General features: G+C 66.5%; 26 protein-coding genes. 25 read left to right on the top strand and 1 reads right to left on the bottom strand.

Annotated features, from left to right (window positions below; genetic code table 11):
* Positions 1–409 precede the first annotated feature (409 nt).
* The 4 genes from rpsL to tuf all read left to right on the top strand — a co-directional run bounded on the left by rpsL (position 410) and on the right by tuf (position 4,776).
* The gene (rpsL, locus tag IF61_RS0123100) at positions 410–781 is read left to right on the top strand and encodes a 30S ribosomal protein S12 (RefSeq protein WP_003948652.1); all 372 of its coding nucleotides are present in this window, start codon (positions 410–412) and stop codon (positions 779–781) included.
* 2 nt (positions 782–783) lie between these two features.
* Positions 784–1,254 (top strand): 30S ribosomal protein S7, encoded by a 471-nt coding sequence (gene rpsG / locus IF61_RS0123095; protein WP_030368420.1) that lies wholly within the window; start codon positions 784–786, stop codon positions 1,252–1,254.
* A 39-nt stretch (positions 1,255–1,293) separates the two neighbouring features.
* Positions 1,294–3,417: an elongation factor G gene (fusA, locus tag IF61_RS0123090; protein WP_030368419.1), complete on the top strand. Its 2,124-nt coding sequence runs from the start codon at positions 1,294–1,296 to the stop codon at positions 3,415–3,417.
* 165 nt (positions 3,418–3,582) lie between these two features.
* Entirely contained in the window at positions 3,583–4,776 is a 1,194-nt protein-coding gene (gene tuf / locus IF61_RS0123085) for an elongation factor Tu (protein WP_030368418.1), read from the top strand.
* A gap of 101 nt (positions 4,777–4,877) precedes the next feature.
* Here the strand turns inward: tuf and IF61_RS0123080 are convergent, their stop codons facing one another.
* Positions 4,878–7,013 (bottom strand): PIG-L family deacetylase, encoded by a 2,136-nt coding sequence (locus IF61_RS0123080; RefSeq protein WP_342668017.1) that lies wholly within the window; start codon positions 7,011–7,013, stop codon positions 4,878–4,880.
* Positions 7,014–7,663: 650 nt separating this feature from the next.
* On the opposite strand from IF61_RS0123080, the gene rpsJ reads away from it, so the two are divergent.
* From rpsJ to rplO, 21 genes are all read left to right on the top strand, one after another.
* Positions 7,664–7,972 carry a 30S ribosomal protein S10 gene (gene rpsJ / locus IF61_RS0123075; RefSeq protein WP_003948644.1) on the top strand — a complete coding sequence of 103 codons (309 nt, stop codon included), beginning with the start codon at positions 7,664–7,666 and terminating at the stop codon, positions 7,970–7,972.
* A gap of 13 nt (positions 7,973–7,985) precedes the next feature.
* Positions 7,986–8,630 (top strand): 50S ribosomal protein L3, encoded by a 645-nt coding sequence (gene rplC, locus IF61_RS0123070; RefSeq protein ID WP_030368416.1) that lies wholly within the window; start codon positions 7,986–7,988, stop codon positions 8,628–8,630.
* Between the two features lie 7 nt (positions 8,631–8,637).
* Positions 8,638–9,297, top strand: a complete 660-nt coding sequence (gene rplD, locus IF61_RS0123065) for a 50S ribosomal protein L4 (protein ID WP_030368415.1) — start codon at positions 8,638–8,640, stop codon at positions 9,295–9,297.
* Complete coding sequence (gene rplW, locus IF61_RS0123060; RefSeq protein ID WP_030368414.1) at positions 9,297–9,620, top strand: 50S ribosomal protein L23; 324 nt, start codon at positions 9,297–9,299, stop codon at positions 9,618–9,620. The genes rplD and rplW overlap by 1 nt, the downstream gene beginning before the upstream one ends.
* 40 nt (positions 9,621–9,660) lie before the next feature.
* Positions 9,661–10,497, top strand: a complete 837-nt coding sequence (rplB, locus tag IF61_RS0123055) for a 50S ribosomal protein L2 (RefSeq protein ID WP_030368413.1) — start codon at positions 9,661–9,663, stop codon at positions 10,495–10,497.
* A 12-nt stretch (positions 10,498–10,509) separates the two neighbouring features.
* A complete protein-coding gene (rpsS, locus tag IF61_RS0123050) occupies positions 10,510–10,791 on the top strand; it encodes a 30S ribosomal protein S19 (RefSeq protein ID WP_030368412.1) in 282 nt (93 codons plus the stop codon).
* Positions 10,792–10,832: 41 nt separating this feature from the next.
* Positions 10,833–11,180 (top strand): 50S ribosomal protein L22, encoded by a 348-nt coding sequence (rplV, locus tag IF61_RS0123045; protein ID WP_031012097.1) that lies wholly within the window; start codon positions 10,833–10,835, stop codon positions 11,178–11,180.
* On the top strand, positions 11,180–12,010 hold the full coding sequence (gene rpsC / locus IF61_RS0123040; RefSeq protein ID WP_030368410.1) for a 30S ribosomal protein S3: 831 nt from the start codon (positions 11,180–11,182) through the stop codon (positions 12,008–12,010). The genes rplV and rpsC overlap by 1 nt, the downstream gene beginning before the upstream one ends.
* 5 nt (positions 12,011–12,015) lie before the next feature.
* The gene (gene rplP / locus IF61_RS0123035; RefSeq protein ID WP_030368409.1) at positions 12,016–12,435 is read left to right on the top strand and encodes a 50S ribosomal protein L16; all 420 of its coding nucleotides are present in this window, start codon (positions 12,016–12,018) and stop codon (positions 12,433–12,435) included.
* A complete protein-coding gene (gene rpmC, locus IF61_RS0123030; protein ID WP_030368408.1) occupies positions 12,435–12,659 on the top strand; it encodes a 50S ribosomal protein L29 in 225 nt (74 codons plus the stop codon). The genes rplP and rpmC overlap by 1 nt, the downstream gene beginning before the upstream one ends.
* Positions 12,659–12,901 (top strand): 30S ribosomal protein S17, encoded by a 243-nt coding sequence (gene rpsQ / locus IF61_RS32575; RefSeq protein ID WP_043190268.1) that lies wholly within the window; start codon positions 12,659–12,661, stop codon positions 12,899–12,901. The genes rpmC and rpsQ overlap by 1 nt, the downstream gene beginning before the upstream one ends.
* Before the next feature lie 2 nt (positions 12,902–12,903).
* The gene (rplN, locus tag IF61_RS0123020) at positions 12,904–13,272 is read left to right on the top strand and encodes a 50S ribosomal protein L14 (protein ID WP_030368406.1); all 369 of its coding nucleotides are present in this window, start codon (positions 12,904–12,906) and stop codon (positions 13,270–13,272) included.
* Positions 13,273–13,275: 3 nt separating this feature from the next.
* Positions 13,276–13,599, top strand: a complete 324-nt coding sequence (rplX, locus tag IF61_RS0123015) for a 50S ribosomal protein L24 (protein ID WP_030368405.1) — start codon at positions 13,276–13,278, stop codon at positions 13,597–13,599.
* Positions 13,599–14,159: a 50S ribosomal protein L5 gene (gene rplE / locus IF61_RS0123010; RefSeq protein WP_030368404.1), complete on the top strand. Its 561-nt coding sequence runs from the start codon at positions 13,599–13,601 to the stop codon at positions 14,157–14,159. The genes rplX and rplE overlap by 1 nt, the downstream gene beginning before the upstream one ends.
* 5 nt (positions 14,160–14,164) lie before the next feature.
* Positions 14,165–14,350 carry a type Z 30S ribosomal protein S14 gene (locus IF61_RS0123005; RefSeq protein WP_030368403.1) on the top strand — a complete coding sequence of 62 codons (186 nt, stop codon included), beginning with the start codon at positions 14,165–14,167 and terminating at the stop codon, positions 14,348–14,350.
* Between the two features lie 262 nt (positions 14,351–14,612).
* Positions 14,613–15,011 carry a 30S ribosomal protein S8 gene (gene rpsH, locus IF61_RS0123000; protein ID WP_030368402.1) on the top strand — a complete coding sequence of 133 codons (399 nt, stop codon included), beginning with the start codon at positions 14,613–14,615 and terminating at the stop codon, positions 15,009–15,011.
* A gap of 22 nt (positions 15,012–15,033) precedes the next feature.
* Positions 15,034–15,573 carry a 50S ribosomal protein L6 gene (rplF, locus tag IF61_RS0122995; protein ID WP_030368401.1) on the top strand — a complete coding sequence of 180 codons (540 nt, stop codon included), beginning with the start codon at positions 15,034–15,036 and terminating at the stop codon, positions 15,571–15,573.
* A gap of 3 nt (positions 15,574–15,576) precedes the next feature.
* Positions 15,577–15,960 (top strand): 50S ribosomal protein L18, encoded by a 384-nt coding sequence (gene rplR / locus IF61_RS0122990; RefSeq protein ID WP_030368400.1) that lies wholly within the window; start codon positions 15,577–15,579, stop codon positions 15,958–15,960.
* 46 nt (positions 15,961–16,006) lie between these two features.
* On the top strand, positions 16,007–16,609 hold the full coding sequence (rpsE, locus tag IF61_RS0122985) for a 30S ribosomal protein S5 (RefSeq protein WP_030368399.1): 603 nt from the start codon (positions 16,007–16,009) through the stop codon (positions 16,607–16,609).
* Entirely contained in the window at positions 16,609–16,791 is a 183-nt protein-coding gene (gene rpmD, locus IF61_RS0122980; RefSeq protein ID WP_030368398.1) for a 50S ribosomal protein L30, read from the top strand. Before rpsE ends, rpmD begins: the two co-directional genes overlap by 1 nt.
* A 1-nt stretch (position 16,792) precedes the next feature.
* Entirely contained in the window at positions 16,793–17,248 is a 456-nt protein-coding gene (gene rplO / locus IF61_RS0122975; protein WP_030368397.1) for a 50S ribosomal protein L15, read from the top strand.
* Positions 17,249–17,310 lie beyond the last annotated feature (62 nt).

Raw genomic sequence — 17,310 nt, 5'->3', positions numbered from 1 at the left:
GCAGGGCGGTCACCCCACCGGGGTGGCCGCCCTGCGGCGTATCCGGGGGAGCGGTGGGCGGGCCGAGTGATTTCACCCATACGCGCGACGCGAACCTCCCGCAGAACCGGGAAACCACCACATATGCAGCACATCGGGGTGTCCTCCGCGTGTGCATTTGTTTTGACCGCAGCCCATGCGCTAGGTAGGCTCTGACCTTGTGCCTGGGGTGTCCCTGGGCTCTCGTGCGTGCCCACAGTCCGTGCGGGAGACCGGACCTCTCGGATCTTCTCGGTCCGAAGCGGTCGTAGACACCGAATTCTGCGCCCTTTCCACCATCGGCAGGGGTCTGCAGCTTTCGACACGCCCGACCGCGTGGGTCGGCGGGTTCCAGGTTAGTTTTATCGAGATCACAGAAACCGGAGAAACGGTGCCTACGATCCAGCAGCTGGTCCGGAAGGGCCGGCAGGACAAGGTCGAGAAGAACAAGACGCCCGCACTTGAGGGTTCCCCTCAGCGCCGCGGCGTCTGCACGCGTGTTTTCACGACCACCCCGAAGAAGCCGAACTCGGCGCTCCGTAAGGTCGCGCGTGTGCGCCTGACCTCCGGCATCGAGGTCACCGCTTACATTCCGGGTGAGGGCCACAACCTGCAGGAGCACTCCATCGTGCTCGTCCGCGGTGGCCGTGTGAAGGACCTGCCGGGTGTTCGCTACAAGATCATCCGCGGCTCCCTCGACACGCAGGGCGTCAAGAACCGTAAGCAGGCTCGCAGCCGCTACGGCGCCAAGAAGGAGAAGTAAGAATGCCTCGTAAGGGCCCCGCCCCGAAGCGCCCGGTCATCATCGACCCGGTTTACGGCTCCCCTCTGGTGACGTCGCTGATCAACAAGATCCTCCTGCACGGCAAGCGCTCCACCGCCGAGCGCATCGTGTACGGCGCCATGGAGGGTCTGCGCGAGAAGACCGGTAACGACCCGGTCATCACCCTCAAGCGCGCTCTCGAGAACGTGAAGCCGGCTCTCGAGGTCAAGTCCCGCCGCGTCGGTGGCGCCACCTACCAGGTGCCGGTCGAGGTCCGTCCGGGCCGCGCCTCCACCCTGGCGCTCCGCTGGGTCGTGGGTTACTCCCGCGCCCGTCGCGAGAAGACCATGACCGAGCGCCTCATGAACGAGCTCCTGGACGCCTCCAACGGTCTGGGCGCAGCGGTCAAGAAGCGCGAGGACACCCACAAGATGGCCGAGTCCAACAAGGCCTTCGCGCACTACCGCTGGTAGTCGCTACCCCCATCGAGATCCGAGAGAAGACTGAGCCATATGGCCACCACTTCGCTTGACCTGGCCAAGGTCCGCAACATCGGGATCATGGCCCACATCGACGCGGGCAAGACGACCACCACCGAGCGGATCCTGTTCTACACCGGTGTCTCGTACAAGATCGGTGAGGTCCACGACGGCGCCGCCACGATGGACTGGATGGAGCAGGAGCAGGAGCGTGGCATCACGATCACGTCTGCTGCCACCACCTGCCACTGGCCGCTCGAGAACGTCGACCACACCATCAACATCATCGACACCCCGGGTCACGTCGACTTCACCGTCGAGGTGGAGCGCTCCCTGCGCGTGCTCGACGGTGCCGTGACGGTGTTCGACGGCGTTGCCGGTGTCGAGCCCCAGTCCGAGACCGTTTGGCGTCAGGCGGACCGCTACGGCGTGCCGCGCATCTGCTTCGTCAACAAGCTCGACCGCACGGGTGCCGAGTTCCACCGCTGCGTCGACATGATCGTCGACCGCCTGGGTGCGGTTCCGCTGGTCATGCAGCTGCCGATCGGCACCGAGGCCGACTTCAAGGGCGTGGTTGACCTCGTCCAGATGAAGGCGCTGGTCTGGTCCGCCGAGGCCGCCAAGGGCGAGATGTACGACGTCGTCGACATCCCGGACACCCACATCGAGGCTGCCGAGGAATGGCGCGGCAAGCTCCTCGAGGGCGTTGCCGAGAACGACGAAGAGATGATGGAGCTCTTCCTCGAGGGCGTCGAGCCCACCGAGGAGCAGCTGATGGCGGCCATCCGCCGCATCACCCTCGCGTCGAAGGGCGGCGGCGACTCCGTCACCGTCACCCCGGTGTTCTGTGGTACCGCGTTCAAGAACAAGGGCGTGCAGCCCCTGCTCGACGCCGTGGTCCGCTACCTGCCGTCGCCGCTGGACATCGAGGCCGTTGAGGGCCACGCGGTCAACAACGCCGACGAGATCGTGAAGCGCAAGCCGTCCGACGACGAGCCGTTCGCCGGCCTTGCCTTCAAGATCATGAGCGACCCGCACCTCGGCAAGCTCACCTTCGTCCGGGTTTACTCGGGCCGCATGGAGGCCGGCACTCAGGTGCAGAACTCCGTGAAGGGCAAGAAGGAGCGCATCGGCAAGATCTACCGGATGCACGCGAACAAGCGTGAGGAGATCGACTCGGTGGGTGCCGGTGACATCGTCGCCGTCATGGGTCTGAAGCAGACCACCACCGGTGAGACCCTCTGCTCCGCGTCCGACCCGGTGATCCTCGAGTCGATGGACTTCCCGGCCCCGGTCATCCAGGTCGCCATTGAGCCCAAGTCCAAGGGCGACCAGGAGAAGCTGGGTGTCGCCATCCAGCGCCTCGCCGAGGAGGACCCGTCCTTCCAGGTCCACACGGACGAGGAGACGGGCCAGACCATCATCGCGGGTATGGGCGAGCTGCACCTCGACGTGCTGGTCGACCGTATGAAGCGTGAGTTCAAGGTCGAGGCCAACGTCGGCAAGCCGCAGGTCGCGTACCGCGAGACGATCCGCAAGGCCGTCGAGCGTATCGACTACACGCACAAGAAGCAGACTGGTGGTTCCGGCCAGTTCGCGAAGGTGCAGATGGCGATCGAGCCCCTCGAGGGCGATGGCTACGAGTTCGAGAACAAGGTCACCGGTGGCCGTATCCCGCGGGAGTACATCCCGTCCGTGGACGCGGGTTGCCAGGAGGCCATGGAGTTCGGTGTTCTGGCCGGCTACCCGCTGACCGGCGTCAAGGTGACGCTGCTCGACGGTGCCTACCACGACGTCGACTCCTCCGAGCTCGCGTTCAAGATCGCCGGTTCCATGGCGTTCAAGGAGGGTGCTCGCAAGGCGTCGCCGGCTCTGCTGGAGCCGATGATGTCGGTCGAGGTCACCACCCCCGAGGACTACATGGGTGACGTCATCGGTGACATCAACTCCCGCCGTGGCCAGATCCAGGCCATGGAGGACCGTCACGGCGCCAAGCTCGTCAAGGGCCTGGTTCCGCTGTCGGAGATGTTCGGCTACGTCGGCGACCTCCGCAGCAAGACTTCGGGTCGCGCAAGCTACTCGATGCAGTTCGACTCCTACGCCGAGGTTCCGCGGAACGTCGCCGAGGAGATCATCGCGAAGGCCAAGGGCGAGTAACGAGCTCCGTCTCCACAGACGAGGCTCACGCCTTAGGCTTGACACCGGCTGTCGGGGCATATCACCGCAAATCGTGGCGGTGTGTCCCGGCGGGCGGCTCCCCAGCAAAGATCCCTGGCGCCGACCCAATCCAGGCGTACAGAACCACTCCACAGGAGGACCCCAGTGGCGAAGGCGAAGTTCGAGCGGACTAAGCCGCACGTCAACATCGGCACCATCGGTCACGTCGACCACGGTAAGACCACTCTTACCGCGGCGATCACCAAGGTGCTGCACGACGCGTACCCGGAGCTGAACCCCTTCACGCCGTTCGACGAGATCGACAAGGCGCCCGAAGAGCGTCAGCGTGGTATCACCATCTCGATCGCGCACGTCGAGTACCAGACCGAGTCGCGTCACTACGCCCACGTCGACTGCCCGGGTCACGCGGACTACATCAAGAACATGATCACCGGTGCCGCCCAGATGGACGGCGCGATCCTCGTGGTCGCCGCGACCGACGGTCCGATGCCGCAGACCAAGGAGCACGTGCTCCTGGCCCGCCAGTCCGGCGTTCCGTACATCGTTGTCGCCCTGAACAAGGCCGACATGGTGGACGACGAGGAGATCCTGGAGCTCGTTGAGCTCGAGGTCCGTGAGCTCCTCTCCGAGTACGAGTTCGACGGCGACAACGCTCCGGTCGTCCGCGTCTCCGCGCTGAAGGCGCTGGAGGGCGACAAGGAGTGGGGCGAGAAGCTCCTCGGCCTGATGAAGGCTGTCGACGAGAACATCCCGCAGCCCGAGCGTGACGTCGACAAGCCGTTCCTGATGCCGATCGAGGACGTCTTCACGATCACCGGTCGTGGCACCGTCGTCACCGGTCGTATCGAGCGTGGTGTCCTGAAGGTCAACGAGACCGTCGACATCATCGGCATCAAGACCGAGAAGACCACCACCACGGTCACCGGTATCGAGATGTTCCGCAAGCTGCTCGACGAGGGCCAGGCCGGTGAGAACGTCGGTCTGCTCCTCCGTGGCATCAAGCGCGAGGACGTCGAGCGCGGCCAGTGCATCATCAAGCCGGGTTCGGTCACCCCGCACACCGAGTTCGAGGCCACGGCCTACATCCTGTCGAAGGACGAGGGTGGCCGTCACACCCCGTTCTTCAACAACTACCGTCCGCAGTTCTACTTCCGTACGACTGACGTGACCGGTGTTGTGACCCTCAAGGAGGGCACGGAGATGGTCATGCCCGGCGACAACGCCGAGATGACCGTCAACCTGATCCAGCCCGTCGCGATGGAGGAGGGCCTGCGCTTCACCATCCGTGAGGGTGGCCGCACCGTCGGCGCCGGCCAGGTCACCAAGATCAACAAGTAAGCTCCCGCTTGCTTGAGGGTCCGAAAGACCTGAGAAGGCCCGCACATCTTCGGATGTGCGGGCCTTCTCGCGTTTCACCCGGACGGGTGAGTGGGCGTACCTCAGGTATGAGGGATCTCCGGGCGCCGGAGCCACGGGCGCGCGTCCGGGCTCATCCCGACCACGCACAGCTGGTGGCCGGCGTCGGTGGTCATGGCGGAGGTGCCCACCGGCACGAGCCCGGCGTCCGAGCGGACCGTCTCGGAGTCCCCTGAGGCGTCGGTGAGCTGTACCTCGCCGTTCATCGCCCGCCCGAGCGCCATGACGGCGTCCTTGCCGCCCCGGGCGGCCAGGGTGAGGGCGGCGAGCGGCCCGTAGCCGGCGAAGTCCTGCAGCTCGGTGGTGCGGACCTCCCCCGTGCCGTCGGACCCCGGCGTGAAGGTGCCGACCGTCGGCTGGACGGCCGCGGGGGAGCGGTAGGCGAGGGTCAGGGCGCCCTCGGGGCCGAGCGCCGCGCCGGGGAGCCCGCCCGGCTGCGGCAGCCCCTTCAGGGGCGCGTAGTGGACCGGCTTGCCGGGCTCGTCCTGCGTCCAGTGGTGGACGGTGTCGCGGCCGGTGCCGAAGACGTGGACGCGCTTGTCCCCGTCGAGGACGGCGACCAGGCCGTCCTGGATCTCCTGGCCGTGCAGGCTCTGCCACTTCCCCCACGTGCCGTCGGCCTCGCGCACCCGGCTGGAGACGCCCTTGCCCGCGTTGCGGACGAAGAGGTGGACGCGCCCGTCGGGGGCGGCGACGGCGGCGGGCATGCCGACGCGGCGGCCGCGGTCGGGGCGGTGCTCGGGGTTGCCGAGGCCCTGCCAGGCCTTGAAGGTGCCGCCGGGGGAGCGCTCCTCCAGGACGACGATCTCGCGCGTGTCGGGGCGGCCCTGGCCCGCGAGGGCGGAGAACCGCAGGGCGAACAGCAGCCGGCGCCCCTGGGAGTCCTGGACGGACGCCAGGGCGGGCGCGAGCGGGCCGCCGCCCAGGTTCTGCGGGTCGCTCCAGCGGCCGCTGCCGGGCCGCGTCTCCTGCCAGCGCACGGCCTGCGTGCCCAGCACGCCGAAGGCCTCCAGCCGGCCGTCCTTGCCGGTGCCGGGAGGCCCGGGGGAGACGACCGGGCCCTCATAGCGGTAGTGGGTGGAGCGGATCCAGCCCTTGCGGTTCTTCATCGGGCGATCGCCGCCCTGGCCGTAGTCGCCGCAGCCGCCGGGGTTGCCGCACTCCCACGAGGGGTCGCCGCCGTACGCCTCGACCAGCCGGTGCTTCTGCTCGATCACCTCGGGCGGCAGATTGTGCGGCCAGCGCTGGTTGTAGTAGCCGCGGAAGGCCGTGGTCACGAAGCGGGGCGGGTGGCCCTCGCGCTTGGTGGCGTCGGCCACCCACTGCGAGAGCGCCTTCCAGGTGAAGAGCGCGGTCGGGGTGTGGTCGCGGTGGTCGGAGCAGGCCCCGTAGTCGTTGTCCTTGGGGTGGGTGGCGTCGTGGACCTGGTAGTCGGGGTCCGGGTCCATGGTGTGGATCACCGTGGGCCGGAACCGGTCCATGATCGCGGCCAGGGTGTCCACCAGCGTGCCGTGCCGGTAGGTGCTGGAGGTCGTGCACGGCGAGCCGGTGGCGACGAGCGACTGCATCTCGCCCTCCGGCTGTTCCCAGAGCAGGGGCAGGCGCATCTCGCCGGCCGAGAGCATGGCGATGTTGAGGAAGACCAGCTGGGCCCTGCGGTTGCCGTTGGTGAGCTCGTTGGTCTCGGCCTTGACGCCGTTGCCCAGGTCCAGGACGGACTTCTTCCAGCCCGTGAACCGGTCCAGGCCGATCATCTCGGCGTACGCCTGGCGCAGGCCCTGGTGGCGCGCGGAGGAGTAGGCGGCCTTGTCGGGCTTGCTCTTGGGCATGCCCTCGATCCAGTTCTGCCCGACGGCCTCGCCGGCCGTGACGTAGACCGAGACGACGGGGACCCCGGCCCGCACGATGTGCTCGGCGTCCGGGTTCATGAAGTACAGGTCGTCGTCGGGGTGCGCCATGACCTGCAGCAGCAGGGCGTCGCCGGCGTTGCTGAACGACTGCGTGGCGCTGGGGTCCACCGCTCTTATGGGGTTGGGGGAGGCCTTGGGCTTCTTCTTGCCGCCCTCCCCGCTGCACCCCGCCGCGAGGGCCGCGGTCGTGGCGGCCAGGCCGGCGAGGGCGGTCCGGCGGGATATCACCATGTGCTGTGAGATGTTCAACTACATGACTCCGTCCCGTTGTGCAGCACGCGGGTCCCTGCCCCTGCTGCCCCAGCGTGATAGGGGACGATCGAGGGGGCGCGGCGGTTGCCCAGCCCTCGGCAAACCCCGCCAAAAGCCCGATTTCCCGGCCCTGCGGCGGCCTGCACCGGGTGAGCCGGGGGACCGAAGCGGCGGTCGAGGTGTAAGAGCCATAGTGTCCCGTATGTCGGCGGGGTGGTTTGACAACTGAGCCGCCCGGGGTACGGTCATTGGCTTCGATTGGCGCCCCCTCGGCCGCATATGGCACACTGTTCAGGTTGCTCGGTTGAGTGCCGATGCTGCGCGCCTCCCGCCGGGAGGACTGGAAGCGAGTCCCGCAGTACTCGTCGCCCCATGCTGTACATCGAGAGGTGTAGGGGCGGAAGTACGGGAATCTTCCGGGAAGTGTCAGCGGGGCCCCAGCCAGGCGCTCGGTGGGTGTCTTTCCCCCACAACCCCCTTCATCAGGGATTTTCCTTCGGGAAAGCTGCTGGAAGGGGCGCGACACGCCCGACCGCGTGGGTCGGAGGTGGAGTGGGGAGAGACCGCGTTCGGAAGCGATGAAGTTGCTTCTGAGCGCAGCCGGCCGAGTCCCAGAGCGTTACGAGAGACAGGACTACTGAGTAGCCATGGCGGGACAGAAGATCCGCATCCGGCTCAAGGCCTACGACCACGAGGTCATCGACTCCTCGGCGAAGAAGATCGTCGAGACGGTGACGCGCACTGGTGCGTCGGTCGCGGGCCCGGTGCCGCTGCCCACTGAGAAGAACGTGTACTGCGTCATCAAGTCGCCGCACAAGTACAAGGACTCGCGCGAGCACTTCGAGATGCGCACGCACAAGCGCCTCATCGACATCCTCGACCCCACGCCGAAGACGGTTGACTCGCTCATGCGTCTCGACCTGCCGGCGGGCGTCGACATCGAGATCAAGCTCTGAGGTGACGCGCGAGATGGCTAAGAACATTAAGGGCGTCCTGGGCGAGAAGCTCGGCATGACCCAGGTCTGGGACGAGAACAACCGGGTCGTCCCGGTGACCGTCGTCAAGGCCGGGCCCTGCGTCGTCACCCAGGTCCGCACCAACGACAGCGACGGCTACGAGTCGGTCCAGATCGCCTTCGGCGAGATCGACCCGCGCAAGGTGAACAAGCCCCTCAAGGGTCACTTCGCCAAGGCCGACGTCACCCCGCGCCGCCACCTGGTGGAGCTGCGTACCGCTGACGCCAGCGAGTACACGCTCGGCCAGGAGATCACCGCTGCCGTGTTCGAGTCGGGCGTCAAGGTTGACGTCACCGGCAAGAGCAAGGGCAAGGGCTTCGCCGGTGTCATGAAGCGTCACAACTTCCGTGGCCTCGGCGCCGGGCACGGCACCCAGCGCAAGCACCGCTCCCCCGGTTCCATCGGTGGCTGCGCCACCCCGGGCCGTGTGTTCAAGGGCCTCCGCATGGCGGGCCGTATGGGCAACGAGCGGGTCACCACCCAGAACCTGACCGTCCACGCCGTTGACGCGGAGAAGGGCCTGCTCCTCATCAAGGGCGCGGTTCCTGGTCCGAACGGCGGCCTCGTCCTGGTCCGTACCGCGGCCAAGGGGGCCTGAGGTAACGATGAGCACCATTGACATCCTTTCGCCGGCAGGCGACAAGGCCGGGACCGTCGAGCTCCCCTCGGAGATCTTCGACGCGAAGGTCAGCGTTCCGCTGATCCACCAGGTCGTCGTCGCGCAGCTGGCCGCTGCCCGTCAGGGCACGCACAAGACCAAGACCCGTGGCGAGGTCCGCGGCGGTGGCAAGAAGCCGTACCGCCAGAAGGGCACCGGTCGCGCCCGTCAGGGTTCGACCCGCGCGCCGCAGTTCGCCGGTGGTGGCGTCGTGCACGGTCCCGTGCCGCGTGACTACTCGCAGCGCACCCCGAAGAAGATGAAGGCCGCCGCCCTGCGCGGTGCCCTCTCGGACCGCGCGCGTCACTCCCGTATCCACGTCGTCTCCGACGTGGTCGAGGGTGCGGCGTCCACCAAGGCCGCCAAGAGCCTGTTCGGCAAGATCTCGGAGCGCAAGAACCTGCTCCTGGTCGTCGAGCGCGCCAACGAGGCCGCGTGGCTGTCCGCCCGCAACCTGCCCCAGGTTCACATCCTGGAGCCGGGCCAGCTGAACACGTATGACGTGCTCGTCTCCGACGACGTGGTCTTCACCCAGGCCGCCTTCGAGTCCTTCGTGTCTGGCGCCCCCACTGGCCGGAACGTTGAGACCGAAGGGAGCGAGGCCTGATGACTGAGGCCGTCGTCACCAGCAAGACGTTCTCGGACCCGCGCGACCTCCTGGTCAAGCCGGTCGTCTCCGAGAAGAGCTACGCGCTGCTGGACGAGAACAAGTACACGTTCATCGTCGACCCGCGCGCCAACAAGACCCAGATCAAGCAGGCCGTCGAGGCGGTCTTCTCGGTCAAGGTCACCGGGGTCAACACGATCAACCGTCAGGGTAAGCGCAAGCGCACCAAGACCGGTTTCGGCAAGCGCGCCAACACCAAGCGCGCCATCGTGACCCTCGCCGAGGGCGACCGTATCGACATCTTCGGCGGTCCGACCGCCTAAGGGCGGTCTGGATCGTCCGGAATCGGACGAGGACTGAGAAATGGGTATCCGCAAGTACAAGCCGACGACCCCGGGCCGTCGTGGCTCCAGCGTCGCCGACTTTGTCGAGATCACGCGGTCCACGCCGGAGAAGTCGCTGGTCCGCCCCCTGCACAGCAAGGGCGGCCGTAACAACACCGGTCGTGTGACCGTCCGTCACCAGGGCGGTGGCCACAAGCGCGCCTACCGTGTGATCGACTTCCGTCGTCACGACAAGGACGGCGTGCCGGCCAAGGTCGCTCACATCGAGTACGACCCGAACCGCACCGCGCGCATCGCGCTGCTGCACTACGCAGACGGCGAGAAGCGCTACATCATCGCCCCGGCCAAGCTGAGCCAGGGCGACCGGATTGAGAACGGCCCTGGCGCCGACATCAAGCCGGGCAACAACCTCCCGCTCCGCAACATCCCGGTCGGTACCACGATCCACGCGATCGAGCTCCGTCCCGGTGGTGGCGCCAAGTTCGCCCGCTCTGCCGGTTCCTCCGTGCAGCTGCTGGCGAAGGAGGGCCAGTACGCCCACCTGCGCATGCCGTCCGGCGAGGTCCGCCTGGTCGACGTCCGCTGCCGCGCCACGGTCGGCGAGGTCGGCAACGCCGAGCAGTCGAACATCAACTGGGGCAAGGCCGGCCGCATGCGCTGGAAGGGCGTTCGCCCGACCGTCCGCGGTGTCGCGATGAACCCGGTTGACCACCCGCACGGTGGTGGTGAGGGCAAGACCTCCGGTGGTCGTCACCCGGTCTCCCCGTGGGGTCAGAAGGAGGGTCGTACTCGTTCTCCCAAGAAGGCGAGCAACAAGTACATCGTCCGCCGCCGCAAGACGAACAAGAAGCGCTAGGAGCGGGTTTAGATGCCGCGTAGTCTCAAGAAGGGACCCTTCGTCGACGACCACCTCATCAAGAAGGTGGACGCTCAGAACGAAGCCGGTACCAAGAACGTCATCAAGACCTGGTCCCGTCGCTCCATGATCGTGCCGGCCATGCTCGGCCACACGCTCGCGGTGCACAACGGCAAGACGCACGTCCCGGTGTTCGTCACCGAGTCGATGGTCGGCCACAAGCTCGGCGAGTTCTCGCCGACCCGCACCTTCCGCGGCCACGTCAAGGACGACCGCAAGTCGAAGCGCCGCTAGGCGGGGTGTGAACGACTATGACTGACACCGAAGGGACAACCATGGAAGCCAGGGCCCAGGCGCGGTACATCCGCGTCACGCCCATGAAGGCCCGCCGCGTGGTGGACCTCATCCGTGGCATGGATGCCACGGAGGCTCAGGCGGTCCTGCGTTTCGCCCCGCAGGCCGCGAGCGTGCCGGTGGGCAAGGTGCTGGACAGCGCCATTGCCAACGCCGCGCACAACTACGACCACACGGACGCTTCGTCGCTGTACATCAGCGAGGCGTTCGTGGACGAGGGCCCGACCCTGAAGCGGTTCCGTCCGCGTGCCCAGGGTCGTGCCTACCGGATCCGCAAGCGGACCAGCCACATCACCGTGGTCGTCAGCAGCAAGGAAGGAACCCGGTAATGGGCCAGAAGGTTAACCCGCACGGGTTCCGGCTCGGCATCACCACGGACTTCAAGTCCCGGTGGTACGCCGACAAGCTGTACAAGGACTACGTCAAGGAAGACGTTGCCATTCGTCGCATGATGACGAAGGGCATGGAGCGCGCCGGTATCTCGAAGGTTGAGATCGAGCGCACCCGCGACCGCGTCCGCGTTGACATCCACACCGCTCGTCCGGGCATCGTCATCGGCCGCCGCGGCGCCGAGGCCGACCGCATCCGCGGCGAGCTGGAGAAGCTGACCGGCAAGCAGGTCCAGCTGAACATCCTCGAGGTCAAGAACCCCGAGGTTGACGCTCAGCTGGTGGCCCAGGCCGTCGCCGAGCAGCTGTCCTCCCGCGTCTCCTTCCGTCGCGCCATGCGTAAGAGCATGCAGTCGACGATGAAGGCCGGCGCCAAGGGCATCAAGATCCAGTGTGGCGGTCGTCTCGGCGGCGCCGAGATGTCCCGCTCGGAGTTCTACCGCGAGGGCCGTGTGCCCCTGCACACGCTCCGCGCGAACGTCGACTACGGCTTCTTCGAGGCCAAGACGACCTTCGGTCGTATTGGCGTCAAGGTCTGGATCTACAAGGGCGACGTCAAGAACATCGCCGAGGTCCGCGCCGAGAACGCTGCCGCTCGTGCGGGCAACCGCCCGTCGCGTGGTGGCGCCCAGGACCGCCCGGCCCGTGGTGGCCGTGGTGGCGAGCGTGGCGGCCGCGGCCGCAAGCCGCAGCAGAGCGCCGCTGCCGAGGCCCCCAAGGCCGAGGCCGCTGCCGCTGCTCCGGCTGAGTCCACCGGAACGGAGGCCTGACCGACATGCTGATCCCTCGCAGGGTCAAGCACCGCAAGCAGCACCACCCCAAGCGGAACGGCATGGCCAAGGGTGGCACCGAGCTCGCGTTCGGTGAGTACGGCATCCAGGCCCTGACCCCGGCCTACGTGACGAACCGTCAGATCGAGTCCGCTCGTATCGCCATGACGCGTCACATCAAGCGTGGCGGCAAGGTGTGGATCAACATCTACCCGGACCGTCCGCTGACCAAGAAGCCGGCCGAAACCCGCATGGGTTCCGGTAAGGGTTCCCCGGAGTGGTGGATCGCGAACGTCAAGCCCGGTCGGGTGATGTTCGAGCTGTCTTTCCCGAACGAAAAGGTTGCTAAGGAGGCGCTCACCCGCGCCGCCCACAAGCTTCCGATGAAGTGCCGCATTGTTCGGCGCGAGGCAGGTGAGTCGTGATGGCCGCTGGTATCAAGGCGACCGAGCTGCGTGAGCTGAACGACGAGGACCTCGTCGCGAAGCTCCGTGAGGCCAAGGAAGAGCTGTTCAACCTCCGCTTCCAGGCGGCGACCGGGCAGCTTGAGAACCACGGTCGGCTCAAGTCCGTCCGTAAGGACATCGCCCGGATCTACACCCTGATGCGCGAGCGCGAGCTGGGCATCGAGACGGTGGAGAGCGCCTGATGAGCGAGAAGAATGTGACTGAGACGAACGACCGCGGTTTCCGCAAGACCCGTGAGGGTCTCGTCGTCAGCGACAAGATGGACAAGACCGTCGTCGTCGCCGTCGAGGACCGCGTCAAGCACGCGCTGTACGGCAAGGTCATCCGCCGTACGAACAAGCTCAAGGCGCACGACGAGCAGAACGCTGCCGTCCTCACCTCGGTGAGGCCCCCCGCCGGGAACCGGCAGACGATCAGGAGATAGACGTGATCCAGCAGGAGTCGCGACTTCGGGTCGCCGACAACACTGGTGCCAAGGAGATCCTTTGCATCCGTGTTCTCGGTGGTTCGGGTCGCCGCTACGCGGGCATCGGTGACGTCATCGTCGCCACCGTCAAGGACGCGATCCCCGGTGGCAACGTGAAGAAGGGTGACGTCATCAAGGCCGTCATCGTTCGCACCGTCAAGGAGCGCCGCCGTCCGGATGGCTCGTACATCCGTTTCGACGAGAACGCCGCTGTCGTTCTCAAGAACGACGGTGACCCCCGCGGCACCCGTATCTTCGGCCCCGTGGGCCGAGAGCTGCGCGAGAAGAAGTTCATGAAGATCGTCTCGCTCGCGCCGGAGGTGCTGTAACCGATGAAGATCAAGAAGGGCGACCTGGTCCAGGTCATCACCGGTAAGGACAAGGGCAAGCAGGGCAAGGTCATCGTGGCCATGCCCAGCGAGAACCGCGTCCTCGTCGAGGGTGTCAACCGGGTCAAGAAGCACACCAAGGCCGGCCAGACCGCTCGTGGTTCGCAGACCGGCGGCATTGTCACGACCGAGGCCCCCATCCACGTGAGCAACGTTCAGCTCGTCGTGGAGAAGGACGGCAAGAAGGTCGTCACGCGTGTCGGTTACCGCTTCGACGAGAACGGCAACAAGATCCGCGTTGCCAAGCGCACCGGTGAGGACATCTGATGACTGCCACCACCAACGCGCCGCGTCTCAAGCTGCGCTACCGCGAAGAGATCGTCGGCAAGCTGCGTGAGGAGTTCTCCTACGAGAACGTCATGCAGGTTCCCGGCCTCACCAAGATCGTGGTCAACATGGGTGTGGGCGACGCCGCCCGCGACTCCAAGCTGATCGAGGGCGCCATCCGCGACCTCACCACGATCACGGGCCAGAAGCCCGCCGTCACCAAGGCTCGCAAGTCCATCGCGCAGTTCAAGCTGCGTGAGGGCCAGCCGATCGGCGCCCACGTCACCCTCCGTGGTGACCGCATGTGGGAGTTCCTGGACCGCACCCTGTCGCTCGCGCTGCCGCGCATCCGCGACTTCCGTGGTCTGTCCCCGAAGCAGTTCGACGGTCGGGGCAACTACACCTTCGGCCTCACGGAGCAGGTCATGTTCCACGAGATCGACCAGGACAAGATCGACCGCGTCCGGGGTATGGACATCACCGTGGTGACCACGGCGACCAACGACGACGAGGGCCGCGCCCTCCTTCGTCACCTCGGCTTCCCGTTCAAGGAGGCGTAAGCGAGATGGCGAAGAAGTCTCTTATTGCCAAGGCTGCTCGCAAGCCCAAGTTCGGTGTGCGCGCGTACACCCGCTGCCAGCGCTGCGGCCGCCCGCACTCCGTTTACCGCAAGTTCGGCCTCTGCCGCGTGTGCCTTCGTGAGATGGCTCACCGTGGCGAGCTGCCGGGCGTGACCAAGAGCTCCTGGTAACACCCACCCGTCGCCCAACCACCGCCCCTCAAGGGCGTTCTGGCGAACGGCGGCATTTTCGGTGGGTTAACCAGGGCTCTCGGTAAGCATCAAGGACGGTGGGGCCCGGCCCGGCACTCGCGTAGAGTTGCAGGGTTGGGTGCCCGCCGCCCATGACCGTCTTACTACGCCGTAGGTCCCCGCACCGCACCCGCCCCGACACAGTTCGGGGAGAGGGATGGCGCACATAGGAAACCCCGGCGAGAGAGGCCGAAGGCCAAACATGACCATGACCGATCCGATCGCAGACATGCTGACCCGTCTGCGGAACGCGAACTCGGCTTACCACGACACCGTGGCCATGCCCCACAGCAAGATCAAGGCGCACATCGCCGAGATCCTGCAGCAGGAGGGCTACATCGCCGGCTGGAAGGTCGAGGACGCCGAGGTTGGCAAGAGCCTCGTCATCGACCTGAAGTTCGGTCCGAACCGCGAGCGCTCCATTGCGGGCATCAAGCGGATCTCGAAGCCGGGCCTGCGTGTCTACGCAAAGTCCACCAACCTGCCGAAGGTCCTCGGCGGCCTGGGCGTGGCGATCATCTCCACGTCCCACGGTCTCCTGACCGGCCAGCAGGCCAGCAAGAAGGGCGTGGGTGGGGAAGTCCTCGCCTACGTCTGGTAACCAGGGAACGGAGGAAAAGCCAATGTCGCGTATTGGACGGCTGCCCATCCAGGTTCCCGCTGGTGTGGACGTCACCATCGATGGCCGTACGGTGCACGTGAAGGGCCCCAAGGGTTCCCTCACGCACGCCGTTGCCGCGCCCATCGAGATCGCTAAGGCCGAGGACGGCACCCTTGTCGTCTCTCGTCCGAACGACGAGCGTCAGAACAAGGCCCTGCACGGCCTGTCCCGCACGCTGGTGGCGAACATGATCACCGGCGTGACCGCGGGCTACAGCAAGGCTCTCGAGATCAGCGGTGTCGGTTACCGCGTCCAGGCGAAGGGCTCCAACCTGGAGTTCTCGCTGGGCTACAGCCACCCGATCCTGATCGAGGCGCCCGAGGGCATCACCTTCAAGGTCGAGTCGCCCACCAAGCTCAGCGTCGAGGGCATCGACAAGCAGAAGGTCGGCGAGGTCGCGGCGAACATCCGCAAGCTGCGGAAGCCCGACCCGTACAAGGCCAAGGGCGTCAAGTACGCCGGCGAGGTCATCCGCCGCAAGGTCGGAAAGGCTGGTAAGTAAGCCATGGCATACGGTGTGAAGATCGCCAAGGGCGACGCTTACAAGCGTGCCGCCAAGGCCCGCCGCCATGTCCGCATTCGCAAGAACGTGTCGGGTACGGCGGAGCGTCCGCGCCTCGTCGTGACCCGCTCGAACCGCGGCATCACCGCTCAGGTCATCGACGACCTCAAGGGTCACACCCTGGCGTCGGCGTCGAACCTGGACGCTTCGATCCGTGGTGGCGAGGGCGACAAGTCCGCGCAGGCCAAGCAGGTCGGTGCCCTGGTCGCCGAGCGTGCGAAGGCCGCCGGTGTCGAGGCCGTCGTGTTCGACCGTGGTGGCAACAGGTACGCCGGGCGCATTGCCGCTCTGGCTGACGCCGCCCGCGAAGCCGGGCTGAAGTTCTAAGCCCCGGTTCCGGAGCTAGCGGACGTAACAGAGAGAGGTAAATCCAATGGCTGGACCCCAGCGCCGCGGAAGCGGTGCCGGTGGCGGCGAGCGGCGGGACCGGAAGGGTCGCGACGGTGGCGCTGCCGCCGAGAAGACCGCGTACGTTGAGCGCGTAGTCGCGATCAACCGCGTCGCCAAGGTTGTCAAGGGTGGTCGTCGCTTCAGCTTCACCGCGCTCGTCGTGGTGGGTGACGGTGACGGCACCGTGGGTGTCGGTTACGGCAAGGCCAAGGAAGTTCCGGCTGCCATCGCCAAGGGCGTGGAAGAGGCCAAGAAGAACTTCTTCAAGGTCCCCCGTATCCAGGGCACCATCCCGCACCCGATCCAGGGCGAGAAGGCCGCGGGCGTCGTCCTGCTCAAGCCGGCTTCCCCCGGTACCGGTGTTATCGCCGGTGGCCCGGTGCGTGCCGTGCTCGAGTGCGCCGGCGTTCACGACATCCTGTCGAAGTCGCTCGGTTCTTCGAACCCGATCAACATCGTGCACGCCACGGTGACGGCCCTCCAGGGACTCTCCCGTCCCGAGGAGATCGCCGCCCGTCGTGGCCTGCCGCTGGAGGACGTTGCTCCCGCCGCTCTGCTGCGGGCGCGTGCAGGGGCGGGTGCGTAATGGCTCGCCTCAAGGTCACGCAGGTTAAGTCCTACATCGGTAGCAAGCAGAACCACCGCGACACCCTTCGTTCGCTTGGTCTCAAGCGCATGAACGATGTGGTTGTCAAGGAGGACCGCCCCGAGATCCGCGGCATGGTGCAGACCGTCCGCCACCTCGTGACGGTCGAGGAGGTCGACTGACATGGCGGAGCAGAACCCGCTGAAGGTCCACAACCTCCGTCCCGCCCCCGGCGCCAAGACCGCCAAGACCCGTGTCGGTCGTGGTGAGGCGTCGAAGGGTAAGACGGCCGGTCGTGGTACCAAGGGCACGAAGGCTCGTTACCAGGTTCCGCAGCGCTTCGAGGGTGGGCAGATGCCCCTCCACATGCGCCTGCCGAAGCTCAAGGGCTTCAAGAACCCGTTCCGTACCGAGTTCCAGGTCGTGAACCTGGACAAGCTGGCCGCGCTCTACCCGCAGGGTGGCGAGGTCACGGTGGCCGACCTGGTCGCCAAGGGTGCGGTTCGCAAGAACCAGCTCGTCAAGGTCCTGGGCCAGGGCGAGATCTCCGTGGCGCTGCAGGTGACGGTCGACGCCGTCTCCGGCTCCGCCAAGGAGAAGATTGCCGCTGCCGGCGGCACCGTCACCGAGCTCGTCTGAGCTCGTTGAACTGACAACCGGGGATGTCCCAAAAGGGGCATCCCCGGTTGGTCGTTCCAAGG

Source organism: Streptomyces roseoverticillatus, from assembly GCF_000719265.1.
Taxonomy (GTDB): Bacteria; Actinomycetota; Actinomycetes; order Streptomycetales; family Streptomycetaceae; genus Streptomyces; species Streptomyces roseoverticillatus.
Note: the sequence above shows the minus strand (reverse complement) of the source record. Positions and strands in the feature narration are given on the sequence as shown.